This is a genomic window from Vibrio sp. KUL80 (genome assembly GCF_059725495.1).
The window spans coordinates 1996789-2010212 of record NZ_AP045841.1 but is presented as its reverse complement, the minus strand read 5'-3'; the positions used below and the strand labels follow the sequence as shown (position 1 = coordinate 2010212).

General features: G+C 44.6%; 12 protein-coding genes. 10 read left to right on the top strand and 2 right to left on the bottom strand.

Features of this window, described 5'->3' with window-relative positions; all coding sequences use genetic code 11:
* The first annotated feature begins 147 nt into the window (after positions 1-147).
* The 8 genes from AC6I8U_RS09290 to AC6I8U_RS09255 all read left to right on the top strand — a co-directional run bounded on the left by AC6I8U_RS09290 (position 148) and on the right by AC6I8U_RS09255 (position 8515).
* A complete protein-coding gene (locus AC6I8U_RS09290) occupies positions 148-519 on the top strand; it encodes a DUF333 domain-containing protein (RefSeq protein WP_498016651.1) in 372 nt (123 codons plus the stop codon).
* Between the two features lie 28 nt (positions 520-547).
* A complete protein-coding gene (locus AC6I8U_RS09285) occupies positions 548-1723 on the top strand; it encodes an alpha/beta hydrolase (RefSeq protein ID WP_498016650.1) in 1176 nt (391 codons plus the stop codon).
* A gap of 205 nt (positions 1724-1928) precedes the next feature.
* Positions 1929-2960, top strand: a complete 1032-nt coding sequence (locus AC6I8U_RS09280; protein ID WP_498016649.1) for an IS630 family transposase — start codon at positions 1929-1931, stop codon at positions 2958-2960.
* Positions 2961-3134: 174 nt separating this feature from the next.
* Positions 3135-4748, top strand: coding sequence for an IS1634 family transposase (locus AC6I8U_RS09275; protein WP_498016648.1), 1614 nt, complete (start codon positions 3135-3137; stop codon positions 4746-4748).
* A gap of 144 nt (positions 4749-4892) precedes the next feature.
* The gene (gene tnaC, locus AC6I8U_RS09270; protein ID WP_081936086.1) at positions 4893-4967 is read left to right on the top strand and encodes a tryptophanase leader peptide; all 75 of its coding nucleotides are present in this window, start codon (positions 4893-4895) and stop codon (positions 4965-4967) included.
* 270 nt (positions 4968-5237) lie between these two features.
* Positions 5238-6698: a tryptophanase gene (tnaA, locus tag AC6I8U_RS09265; RefSeq protein WP_498016647.1), complete on the top strand. Its 1461-nt coding sequence runs from the start codon at positions 5238-5240 to the stop codon at positions 6696-6698.
* A 114-nt stretch (positions 6699-6812) separates the two neighbouring features.
* Complete coding sequence (locus AC6I8U_RS09260; RefSeq protein ID WP_498018348.1) at positions 6813-8027, top strand: aromatic amino acid transporter; 1215 nt, start codon at positions 6813-6815, stop codon at positions 8025-8027.
* A gap of 104 nt (positions 8028-8131) precedes the next feature.
* Positions 8132-8515, top strand: coding sequence for a Rid family detoxifying hydrolase (locus tag AC6I8U_RS09255; RefSeq protein WP_252014298.1), 384 nt, complete (start codon positions 8132-8134; stop codon positions 8513-8515).
* A gap of 106 nt (positions 8516-8621) precedes the next feature.
* On the opposite strand, the gene AC6I8U_RS09250 is transcribed toward AC6I8U_RS09255, so the two are convergent.
* On the bottom strand, positions 8622-8843 hold the full coding sequence (locus tag AC6I8U_RS09250; RefSeq protein ID WP_498016646.1) for a hypothetical protein: 222 nt from the start codon (positions 8841-8843) through the stop codon (positions 8622-8624).
* 283 nt (positions 8844-9126) lie between these two features.
* Between AC6I8U_RS09250 and AC6I8U_RS09245 the strand changes: the two genes are divergently transcribed.
* Positions 9127-9897, top strand: coding sequence for a siderophore-interacting protein (locus tag AC6I8U_RS09245; protein ID WP_498016645.1), 771 nt, complete (start codon positions 9127-9129; stop codon positions 9895-9897).
* Positions 9898-10207: 310 nt separating this feature from the next.
* Entirely contained in the window at positions 10208-11665 is a 1458-nt protein-coding gene (locus tag AC6I8U_RS09240) for a glyceraldehyde-3-phosphate dehydrogenase (protein ID WP_042475497.1), read from the top strand.
* 71 nt (positions 11666-11736) lie between these two features.
* Here AC6I8U_RS09240 and AC6I8U_RS09235 read toward each other — a convergent pair whose 3' ends face one another.
* Positions 11737-13290: an alpha-amylase family glycosyl hydrolase gene (locus tag AC6I8U_RS09235; protein WP_498018347.1), complete on the bottom strand. Its 1554-nt coding sequence runs from the start codon at positions 13288-13290 to the stop codon at positions 11737-11739.
* Between the last annotated feature and the right edge of the window lie 134 nt (positions 13291-13424).

Genomic DNA, 13424 nt, shown 5'->3' with positions numbered 1-13424 from the left:
ACAATCGAACATGTGTTACCTGCTTCGATTCGGAATTCGAACTTGAACAGCTATTAAGTTATTAGTGGAGGCGCAATCATAAACGTGGTTGAAGTTTGCCTAAGTTCATCTAAGTTTATGAATGTAGGGCGAACAAGGAGAACAACTATGAATAGTCGTACACTAATTCGTTGTATCGGTGTGCTAGCAATAGGACCTGCAATGCTGATTGGCTGCGCAAAATCTGAACCAAAACCAGAGCCTGTTGGTATGGCAAATCCTGCGGCGGTTTACTGTGAAAAGCATGGTATGTACAACCTAGATACAGGAATGTGCAAACTCTCTTCGGGCGAAGAAGTGGATGCTTGGGAGTACTTTCGTGAGCATCATAAAGAAGGCCCCGATAGCGCAGCTCGTTTTTGCGAGGCAATGGGTGGCGGCTATATGCCAGACACCAAAGAGTGTGCGTTACCTGATGGCAAAGTGATGGATGCAGAGGAGTATTTCCGAGATCATCAAATGACCGGTGCTGGTGGCTAATCTGAATAAACGCTTAGAAACAACGAGTTTGAGTAAAGTCCTTTTAGGAACTTTAGTTTTAGCACTCGCTGGCTGTACCAATCCCATCATCAAGCAAGAGCCAGAAATGTACACCGTTTCTGGCTCGATTGCCCCTTACTCACAATCTACATTCGACGCCTATGTCGATGATACTTATCAATGGCTCGATAAAACTCGTGTCTTTCACGGTGCGGGATATGATGCAGAAATGGCGGCGGTAAGTCCTTATCGTCTTGAGCCAGAAAGTCCCAATGGTAAAGGTATCTTGCTGGTACATGGGCTGGGGGACTCTCCTTACTCTTTCATTGATATTGCACCCGTATTGGCTGAGGAAGGTTATCTAGTACACGTGATGCTGCTCCCTGGGCATGGATCTAGACCCGCCGATCTCATGTCACCAACGCTGGAAGATTGGCAAAAGTCGGTTGCAAATCAGATCGCCATACTCCAAAACGATGTTGACACAGTTTGGTTGGGTGGATTCTCTACCGGCACTAACTTAGTGACCACCTATGCGGCAAACAACCCAGATGCTATTGAAGGGCTTGTGTTGTTTTCTCCTGCCTATAGCCCGGATGATTTTATTGTCAGATTTGCTGGTGCCGCCAGTGTGTTTGTCGACTGGGTCAATATTGCAAAAGAGCAAAACTACACTCGATACGACTCTCTGGCGATGCATGGTGCATCGCTTTACTACCAAACTACAAAAGAAGTGAAAGAGACACTTGAGTCTAATCAACTCACCATACCCGCACTCTTAATGGTGACCGAAAACGACGAACTTATCGATACCGAGTCTGTTTATTCACTGTTTCGGACTGAGTTCGTGCACCCCAATAGCCGATTGGTGTGGTATGGGGAAAAGTCCTACCCAGATGCACGTGTGATTCAAAGTTCAATGACGCTGCCTGAGATGAGCATAGAGAGTGGCTCCCATATTTCTGTACTTTATCGAAGAGATAATCCTCTTTATGGCGAACGAGGCTTAATGCGTCAGTGTGGAGGAGAGGCCAAGGGGGAGGTTTACACCGTTGATTGCGTTGGAATGCCAACACTCACCTACACTGCGTGGGGGTTATTTGAACAAGACAAGGTAAGTGCGCGTCTGAGTTGGAACCCTTACTTCGACGCTATGATGTCGAGAGTGATTAAATTTATGAAAAATGATGGGGTAGTAAAATAGTAGTGTCATTTTTAGTTCAGACATTCCTGCAATAGATTGCAGGAGTCAAAATCTGAGTTCCATTTAATAATTAAAGTGTTAGGTGTTATCGCTGCGCTTATTAACTAGTACGCTATGTTGATCTGCTTCAAAGTATTTATTGGTATATACCAGTGATCATTGAAGACGCTTGATTTTTCCTGAATAGAGGATCATGCTAGCAACTATGAAAATTACTCTGACCAATGAACAGAAGCAGGAACTAAAAATCCAGCACAGCACAACGCGTGACGGACGAGTTCGTGACCGTATAAAAGCGGTTATTCATGCGAGTAATGGTTGGTGCCCCGAAGAAATTGCAGACGCACTTCTTATTCATGAATCCACTGTTCGTCAACATATCAAAGATTACCTAGAGTCGAACAAGCTCAAGCCTGAAAATGGCGGTTCACAAAGCTATCTATCGGCTCAGCAAACCCAAGAGTTGGTTCAGCATCTAACTGAAAATACATACCACCATTCGTCCGAGATTATTGCGTACGTATTTGAAAGGTTTCAGATTCACTATAGTGTTCCTGGCATGAACAAATGGCTTCATCACAATGGTTTCAGCTACAAACAGCCGAAAGGCGTTCCACATAAGTTCGATGAGGAAAAACAGCAAGCGTTCATAGAGGCTTATGAAGCACTGAAAGCAAGCTGTGGCGAGGATGAATCGATAGTGTTTATCGATGCCGTTCACCCCACACTGTCAACCAAACTCTCCCATGGTTGGATACGTACAGGTCAAAGTAAAGTTCTGGAAACAACAGGTAATCGTAGCCGATTGAACATTGTTGGTGCTTTGAACCTATCAGATATTGGAGCGACCATTGTTAGCGAATACGACAGCATTAACAGTGAAAACATGGTTCGATTTTTCTGTAAACTCAGAGAGAGCTACCCGTTAAATCACAAGCTCCATGTCATCTTAGATGGAGCTGGATATCACCGCAGTGATTTAGTCAGAGATGCGGCATTTGTCCTTAATATTGAACTGCATTATCTCCCACCTTACAGCCCGAATCTTAACCCAATAGAGCGGCTTTGGAAGGTTATGAATGAGAAGTCAAGGAATAACGTTTACTTCAAAAGTAAACGGGATTTCAAGGAAGCCATTACCCAATTCTTTACTGTGACTCTTCCAGAGATTGCAGGCTCGCTGACGTCTCGAATTAATGATAATTTTCAGGTGTTCAAGCCTGCATCTTCAAGTTGATTGGGTATACATTTAGTGCATTCGAGATAATCAACTTTTTTGCCCGTCATTCCGCAGCCAATTTCAGAATTAAAATAATGTGATCCAGTGATCATTTACAACGGTTAGTGCGATAGGCCTCTTGACCGCGATCCCCAGTTTTGATCTATTACTGTTATTTAACGGTCACTTATTATGTCTGCTGTTCAACCTGTCATTAAACGCCTGGACCACTTAGGGCTAATCGCTGCTTTCTGTCATGAAGTCGGTTTACCAGGCATTATTGATCGCATCATTCCCAAGTACTCGGATCACAACGTCTCACATGGCGATGCAGTCTTAGCTATGATTCTGAATGGTCTTGGCTTTCACAGTAGAACACTGCATATGTTCTCTGACTTCTTCGAGACGAAGCCTGTTGCCAAGTTACTCGCTAAAGACATTGAAGCGCACCATTTAACTGACGATGTACTCGGACGCACGTTAGATGCTTTATATGAAGCAGATGTGTCCGCAGTTTATCAAGCGATTGCAGAGCATGTCGTTGATAAGCTTGGACTTAAAACAGACTCTGTCCACCTCGATATCACGAGTTTTCATGTCGATGGTGAATACGCCCAAAACGAAGATCTTAATGCCATCAAACTGGTAAAAGGCTACAGCCGAGACCACCGTCCAGAGCTAAATCAAGTGGTTCTTGAACTGATTTGTGAAAATCAAGCAGGCCTACCTGTTTACATGCAAGCGCTCAGTGGCAACACCAATGACGCTAAGGCATTTTCAGAGGTCACTAAACGGCATATTCATTGCCTTAAGGCTGCTCAAAACAGTCGCTACTTCATCGCCGATGCCGCTCTATACACCGAGGAAAGCATTCGTTCACTGGATGAGCAACAACAGAAGTTTATTACGCGTGTTCCAATGACCATTAAGTCGGCCAAAGAAGCCTTAATGAACCTTGAACTAAAGCAGTTGAGTCCTATCGGTAATGGTTACTCGGGTTGTTGGATTGACGCTGACTATGGCTCAGTATCTCAGAAATGGCTGTTGGTTCATAGTGAACAAGCAACCAAACGAGAAGAGGCAACGTTCTATAAGAACTTAGATAAAAATATCACCAAAGAGCTGAAAGTACTGGGACAACTAATGAAAAAGAAGTTTGCTTGCGCAGTGGATGCCGAGCAAGCAATGAGCGACTTCGTCAGCCAGTGTCATTTGCTTGGCTTTGCGCAACCAACCATCGTTAAAGAGCCAATCTATTCAGGTCGCGGTCGGCCGAAGAAAGGCGCAAAGCCAGCGGGTTACCATTATGTTATAGATGCTACGCCTTATACCGATCTAGAAAGAGTGAAGCTGGCCAAGCTTAAAGCAGGTATGTTTATTCTCGCAACCAACGATACTGACTGCGCCGATCTAACAATGGCTGAGTTGCTTGAGCATTACAAGTCACAGCAAAAGGTAGAGCGCGGATTTCGCTTCTTGAAAAGCCCTGAGTTCCTAACATCATCAATTTTCCTGAAGAAACCTCAGCGAATTGAGGCACTGTTGATGATCATGACGCTTAGCCTACTCGTTTACGCAAGCTTAGAGCACAAAATCCGAGAGAGTCTCACTAAGACCGAAGAGTTCTTTCCTAGCATGGTGAAGAACAAAACGACAACCAAACCGACGGCTCGTTGGGTATTCTTAAAATTCGAAGGTATCGACACACTCGAGTTTGGCGGTCAAAACTTCATCACGGGCATTCAAGAGCATCAGATTCGGCTGCTCAAGCTTCTTGGCGCACTGTATGAAGCGGTTTATTCCTAAATTGGCTGCGGAATATCGGTTTTGTTAGCGACTTCTCAAATTATATCCTATAGTAATGACTTGTACGGTAAGTTATAGATAATACACACAGTTACTTCGAAAAGCTTAATATCAAAGCTTCGAATATTGTAAGTAGGTAAAACCATGAATAAGTTCAACTCAATCAGTAGCTGGTTCACACTAGACTACAAAATCGCTTTCTTCTTTCCTTCGAGATAACCCTTTCTCTCGCACTGTCCAGTGCGTCTAGCTGAACGGCTACCGTTGGCAACCCTGTCTTGATTCTAGCTTGCAATCACAGCGCATGCTTTACGTGTTGCAATCCTAGTTTTAGGTGTTTTCGAATTCGGTATTTCAGTACAACTCAAAATAAAAATCAAATCGTATCTGGATATATTTCTAGATAGGGTTATCTGTAAATAAAATTTATCTTGTCAATTAATAATTAATAACGCTTGGCAAGGTGAATTAAATAGTAGGAAAATTAAAATGGAAAACTTCAAGCATCTACCAGAACCATTCCGCATTCGTGTTGTTGAACCAGTAAAACGTACGACTCGTGAATACCGTGAGCAAGCAATCATTAAAGCGGGTATGAACCCATTCTTGTTGGACAGTGAAGATGTATTTATTGATCTTCTAACCGATAGTGGTACCGGCTCTATCACACAAGAGATGCAAGCAGCGATGCTTCGTGGTGATGAAGCATACAGTGGCAGTCGCAGTTATTACGCTCTTTCGAATGCAGTAAAAGACATCTTCGGTTATGAACTGACAATCCCCACTCACCAAGGTCGTGGTGCTGAGCAGATTTATATTCCTGTGCTGATTAAAAAGCGTGAGAAAGAGAAGGGGCTAGACCGTACCAAGATGGTGGCGTTGTCTAACTACTTCTTCGATACCACTCAAGGCCACACTCAGGTCAACTGTTGTGTGGCGAAAAACGTCTACACCAAGGACGCGTTTGATACAGCGGTAAATGCAGATTTCAAAGGTAACTTTGACCTAGAGAAGCTCGAAGCTGCAATTATTGAAGCGGGTCCTGCAAACGTTCCTTATATCGTGAGCACGATTACTTGTAACTCTGCCGGTGGTCAGCCTGTTTCTATCGCGAACCTAAAAGCTGTATATGAAATTGCACAGAAATATGACATCCCTGTAATTATGGACTCAGCTCGTTACGCAGAAAACGCGTACTTCGTGCAACAGCGTGAGCCTGGTTATCAAGATTGGACCATTGAGCAAATCACTCGCGAGTCGTATAAGTATGCTGACGGCCTTGCTATGTCTGCGAAGAAAGATGCCATGGTACAAATGGGCGGCCTGCTTTGCTTTAAAGATGAGTCCATGATGGATGTCTACACTGAGTGCCGTACGCTATGTGTTGTCCAAGAAGGCTTCCCAACCTACGGTGGTCTTGAAGGCGGCGCTATGGAGCGTTTGGCTGTCGGACTTTATGATGGTATGCGCCAAGATTGGCTAGAGTACCGCATCAAGCAAGTTCAATACTTGGTAGATGGCTTAGAAGCGATTGGTGTGGTTTGTCAGCAGGCTGGTGGACACGCTGCGTTTGTTGATGCAGGTAAACTGCTTCCACACATTCCAGCAGAGCAGTTCCCAGCGCATGCCTTGGCTTGTGAGCTGTATAAAGTGGCCGGTATCCGTGCAGTAGAGATTGGCTCTTTGCTATTGGGTCGCGATCCAGCAACGGGTAAACAGCATCCTTGTCCAGCTGAACTGCTTCGTTTAACGATTCCTCGTGCGACTTATACGCAAACGCATATGGACTACGTTATTGAAGCGTTCGAAAAAGTGAAAGAGAACGCGCATAAAGTGAAAGGTCTCGATTTTACCTATGAACCAGAAGTGCTTCGTCACTTTACGGCAAGACTAAAAGAAGTCGAAGTCGTTACCCCAAAAGCAGAAGCTAAAGTGCTCGAAGAAGCATAATAGCCTCTTAGGAACGCAGCCATTTGGTTGCGTTCTTTTCCTTTAAAACAATAAAAATAATAGTTAAGGGTGCATCACCCTAATCCAATAACGTGAATCAAAGAGAGCAGTATGATGAAAAAGAATCCGTCGCTAATTGGTGGCGCATGCATCATCGCCAGCGTCTGTGTGGGCGCAGGGATGCTTGGACTACCCAGTGCGGGCGCAGGAGCATGGACAGTTTGGTCTATGTTGGCAATCGCGATTACCATGGTTGTGATGACTATATCAGGATGGATGTTACTTGAGGCATTCAAACATTATGAACTAAAAGTATCGTTCGATACGGTGACCAAAGATCTTCTAGGCAGTAAGGTAAACCTGTTGAACAATATTACTGTCTATTTCGTCGGCGGAATTTTACTTTACGCCTATATCACTTCTTCAGGTCTTATTTTACAAGATGTGTTGGGATTGAATGCGAAGATCGCTTCTGCGCTGTTCGTATTGGTCTTTTCTGCCTTTGTTTGGCACTCGACTCGTGCGGTTGACCGAATTTCAGTGGTGCTAATCGCCTTTATGATCCTCAGCTTTGTCTTTGGGGTTTCAGGTTTGGCGGTCAAGGTCGATATGGCAGTACTATTTGATACTATTAGCGAAGAGAATGCATACGCACCGTATGCCATGGCGATGCTGCCTGTTGCGCTTACCTCTTTTGGTTATCACCACTCAGTATCATCGATGCGAGCTTATTACGGCGATGAAACTAAAGCCAAGTATGCCATTCTTGGCGGTACAGTGATCGCTCTTAGCCTGTATTTTCTTTGGTTGTTTAGCATCTTCGGAAACTTACCACGTGCCAACTTCGGACCTGTGATAGAGCAGGGCGGTAATGTGGATGCACTTTTAAAAGCACTGGGCTCTGTGATTGAATCAGAGCAGGTCGCGAATGCAATTAATACGTTCTCTATGGCCGCCATTCTTTCTTCTTTTATCGGCGTAGGGTTAGGCGTTTTTGATTTCTTAGCGGACTTTTTTAAGTTCGGCGACGATAAAGCGGGACGCACCAAAACGTGGTTAGTGACCTTCTTCCCACCATTAATTTTGTCATTACTGTTCCCATTTGGGTTCGTTATTGCCATTGGTTATGCCGGTGCGGCTGCCACCGTATGGGCATGTATTATTCCAGCGCTTCTCGCGCGTAAAACGCGTGTTGTACATACAGGTGGCGAGGGGTTCAAAGCACCTGGCGGTAACGCCATGATCACGATTGTGATTGGCTTTGGTGTGCTTACCGCTATCTTCCATGTCCTTTCAATGATGGGCATGTTACCAAGTTTTTTAGGATAGACCTCACTCAATAATCATCAAAAACAAACCGCTGACTCGCGCTTTTTAGTGCGCAGTCAGCATCTCAAATATCAGGATAAAAACGATTTACTAGGAATAGTGCAATGAAATCTATCTCTACAGAAAATGCTCCACTAGCAATTGGACCTTATGTACAAGGTGTCACTTTCGGAAACATGGTTATCACGTCCGGACAGCTACCCATTAACCCAGAGACGAAAGCGATGCCGGATGATGTTGCCGAGCAAGCGACACAGTCTTTGAATAACGCGTTGGCTATTCTTAAAGCTGATGGTCTAGTAGCCAGTAATATTGTTAAAACAACAGTGTTTGTAAAAGATCTCAATGATTTTGGTCGAGTCAACCAAGCCTACGAGCAGTTCTTTATTGATAACGAGGCGTCATTTCCTGCGCGCTCTTGTGTTGAAGTAGCGAGGCTACCGATGGATGCAAAAGTTGAGATAGAGGTGATAGCGGTAAGAGGGTAGTGTTTGTTATGGGGGCGCCTTAAATGCGGCGCCTTATCGTGAGCTCGTAGCTCTTTCCCAGTTATCTAGACGGGTGTCTTATAGGTGGTCATATAATCTGTAATTGTTATTTGCTCTGCCAAGTCTTGCTGATCCATCCCCCAATACTTTCATCAAAGTAGCTTCCGCTAAATTCTTGTTTGTACTCTACGACATTGTCGGCTTGTGGACGCTCATCTAATAGATGTTTGATGTACACCGCCATCGGGTCGTCGAACTGATCTCGACGTTTTCTCTCAGCAACTTCTTTGATGATTTGCATGCGATACGCCTTGCTCATTTTTTTCATGTTTTACCTCCATTGTTGTGAGCGGTTTATCAAACATAGGAGTTAATCTGATGCTGGTCAAATTATGAACAGTGCTTTGTAGAAAAATAAACTTAAGAGTGGTACGCGGAATCTGCGTGTTACAAAGTTAGCACCCCAATATAGGTGCCATAAAAGGTACGTTTTACCCAGACTGACAAAGGTAACAGTCTGTAAATTCAGGACTAAACTACTCAAAATCATAACTCCTACTCCTTGAGTATGTGTTAGACTTAATGAAAACAATAATCATTAAGAGAACAGCATGAAAAAGCCGTCGCCGAAAACTGCCTCAGTGTCTCGTGTCGAAACACTGACACCTAACATGCTTCGTATCACATTACAGTCTGATGCGTTTACCGCGTTCCCAAGTGAAAGCATTGGGGGCTATATTAAGCTGCTATTTAATGAAGAAGGTGGCACTGACGTGGCAGGTTTATCTATGGATAACCGTCCTAAGATGCGTACCTACACTATTCGCCGTCTTGATCAGCAAGCGGGTGAAGTGGATGTAGACTTTGTTACTCACGTGACGGAAGACAAGCTTTGTGGATTTGGCGCGCGTTGGGCTATGGCAGCGCAAGTTGGTGACACGATTTCCATTGTCGGTCCAGGTACATTGCAAGAAGTCGATACTGCAAAAGATTGGTTCTTTTTTAATGCCGATATGACGGCTTTGCCAGCGTTATCTGTAAAGCTCTCGTTGTTACCGTCAAATGCTAGAGGTTATGCGGTCGTTCAGCTTGAGGACATGGCAGACAAGCAGGATATCGACGTTCCAAAGGGAATCGATGTCATTTGGACAACAGGCTCACTGTCGGATAAAGCCAAAACTCTATCTTGGCTTGAGGGCGAACCTTTTGTTTGGTGTGCCAGCGAGTTCGATGAGATGCGCGCATTACGTCAATATTTCAGAAATGAAAAAGAGATCCCGCGTCAAGATATCTACATCAGCAGCTACTGGAAACGTGGGGTATCTGAAGATGGTCATAAAGCCATCAAAAAACAAGATAATGACGAGTTTGAATCCGCTTAACCATTATTAATGAATATGGTTTGCCAATTAACTGCTGCTATTTCTTGATTGGTTTCATAAAATAACCTCGGCCTTGGTCACTATTTTTTACGACTAAGGTCGAGTCTCTCGCCGCTAAATATTCTATCCAAGTCACACTTTTTTATTCATTTCCTCTGATTTATTTTTACTAGCAGATTAAGTGCCTGTTTGTTACACTGCGTCGCATAAAAAATAACAACACGATTACATCCCCGTTCTGCTCAATATATCTTGTACCCTACATACGAGAAATAGCGAGCCTTTAATCTAGAGAGGCCCCCAGGTTACTATGAGTAATAGCAACATCTCGCAAACTGAAATCCACCAAAATCAATGGCAATTAAATCAAACACTCGCTGAGTCAATCATGCCGCTTCTTGGCCGATTGTACAGAGAGAAGGGCGTCGAAGTTCTTCTGTTTGGTAAGACGCTCGTCAACGCCACCACAATCGACATCATCAAAACTCACCGACTATCACGTCACCACAGCACAACCACTGTCAACATCACTCAAACTGCCCCAATCATCGAGAAACTGATCGAGCTTGAGCTGTCGCCATGCTGTATCGATGTTGGCCAACTTGCGAGCCAATATTGGGCAACGAATGAAACTCACCATAACATTGGTGATTTTTTGATGACGGCGCTTACTGAGAGCATCGATAGCTCAGAGTCTGTGGAGGCCCGTGATGTTGTGCTTTACGGCTTTGGTCGAATCGGCCGTTTGTTGACGCGTATCTTGGTAGAAAAGAGTGGCCCTGGTTACCCGCTACGACTACGAGCAATCGTTGTTCGTGGAGGTCGTGACGGCGATCTTCAAAAACGTGCGAGCTTACTGCGCCGTGACTCGGTACACGGTCAGTTCAATGGTAGCATTCTTGTTGATGAAGATAACAAAGCGTTGATCGTTAACGGCAACTACATCCAAATCATCTATGCAAACAGCCCACAAGATGTTGATTACACTCAGTACGGCATTAACAACGCGCTTGTTGTTGATAACACGGGTGTATGGCGTGATGCTGAAGGTCTAGGTCAGCATGTAGCATGTAACGGCGCTTCAAAAGTACTGCTTACTGCACCTGGTAAAGGCGATATCAAGAACATCGTGTTTGGTGTTAACCACGATACGATTTTGGCAGACGATACTATTGTTTCAGCAGCCAGCTGTACAACGAACGCTATTACCCCAACACTAAAAGCAGTGAACGACAAGTATGGCATCATCTCTGGTCACATTGAGACTGTTCACTCTTACACGAACGACCAAAACCTAATCGACAACTACCACAAAGGTGACCGTCGTGGTCGTTCAGCATCGTTGAATATGGTACTGACGTCGACAGGCGCGGCAAAAGCGGTGGCTAAAGCGCTTCCAGAACTTGCTGGCAAACTAAGTGGTAATGCGATTCGTGTTCCAACACCGAATGTATCTATGGCGGTTGCGAATCTAAACCTTGAAAACAACACGACAAAAGAAGAGTTGAATGCTTATCTTCGTGAGGTTTCATTGACGTCATCGCTGTCAGCTCAAATCGACTACACAGATTCCACTGAGATTGTATCGACTGATTTGGTTGGCGCTCGCCACCCAGGTATCGTCGATGGTGAAGCAACGATTGCTCAAGATAACCGCTGTGTACTTTATATATGGTACGACAACGAGTTTGGTTACAGCTGCCAAGTTGTGCACTGTATGGAGCAAATGATGGGTGTGAAGTATAAGACTTACCCAGCACTTGCTTAATACCAGTTAAACAAATTGAAAAGCCGCCTTGTATTTCGAAGGCGGCTTTTTTAATGGGCGTATACCAGTGATTATTGGCTTAGCAGTAAGAAGCGAGCTTCAAAAGGCGCTAGGTCAATATTAAAGTGACCAGACGTTAACGCCACGGTCTCATTGGACTGTAAGTCTTTTAGTTCGCCGCTAAAGCTAATACTGCTCTCTGGAACCGCAATCGTCTGATTGCTATCAGTGGTGTTGACCACATAGAATACAGATTCATCCGAAGTTGTTTTCAGATCGGCGTAAGTAGATGTGGTTGCGACAACGTTGGTACGTTCACCTTGTGAAAGCGATGAGTACTGAGATCTCAGTGTCATTAGCTCTTTCACATAGGCTTTGAGATCCGTTTGGTTAACGGTGAGGATATTGTCGCCAGTTACACCCTCGATGATTCCGCTCATACGAGCGACGTGATCATCACACTTACCTTGTAATGCGCATACATTATTGTCCACTTGCTGTGCGAAACCCTCTAGCTCGTCACCGATCTCCTCGCCATAGTAGAGTGTAATTGGACCTGTGTATGCCGCTAGAAACGAGATAGCTGCTTTGTGTCGCTGCCAATAGCCATCATCGGAGGGCTCTGCTAGGTTTCCACGTTGAATTAGATCACCAAAGCGCACTAGGTCATGATTGCCTATCATTAGATTAGGTTTTGCATGAGAAGGATATGCAGCATGGGTTTGCATACCCTCAGCGAGCTTCAAGCCACCTTGGTCTGAACTATCACCACTTTCTTCAACGGCAAAAGTTTGTACTAATCTATAACGCATTGGGAAGTCGAATGCTGAACATAAAGCAGGCTTGTCTTCACTGCCATATCCAGTTTTCGTAATGTTACTGCTGTCACCATCCCAAATTTCGGCAACCATGTAGCCAAGCGGGTTAACTAAATCGCCGTCAGAATTTGTATAGGTGACGGTTTTAGAGGTTTCATCCACCGCTTTACGGATTTCGGCCCATGCATCGGTAGGAACTTGATACGCCTGGTCTAAGCGCCAGCCGTCAATTTTGAGTTCTTTAATCCAGTATTCAGCCACTTCTTTATAGAAAGGAAGGCTCTCTGGATAACTGACAGGGTTACTACTGCCTACTGGTAGATTACCAGAAGGGGAGGCGACTACGTTGTTCTTGTGGTGTCCGAATACGCCGTCGAAGAAGACATATAAACCGCGCTTGTGCGCTTCCTCTACCAATTTCCTAGCGTCGTCCATAGTTCCAAAGCGCGGGTCGATAGCGAAATAGTTAGTCGCAAAGTATCCCGTTGCATCGAGACGATCAGCCCAGTGGTCTTGTCCATCGACGGGCACAGAATCAAAGATTGGTGTGAGCCAGACGGCATTCATACCTAAATCCTGAATGTAATCGAGAGAGTCAATAATGCCTTGGATATCACCCATGTGATGACTGGTGCCGTAGCCAATATCATGTCCAATATCAGGATTTCCATTAACGAAACTTTCAACCATGACTTGATAGATGCGAAGGTCGTCAGAGGCTGTTGCGACGTGAGCACTACACGCATAACTTGTTGTGCCGCCTTGGTCAGCAGGTGATGTCGATTCGCCGGAGCAGCCCCACAGCATAGCGGCTCCGACAGAAATAGAAATAAGGGATTTAACGAATGTCACAAGATGTCCTTTTTATGATTATAAGTAGAGCATCTTGGATTATTTAATGGAATGATTGCTTATAAATCATCCTTCATTGAATTCATTTA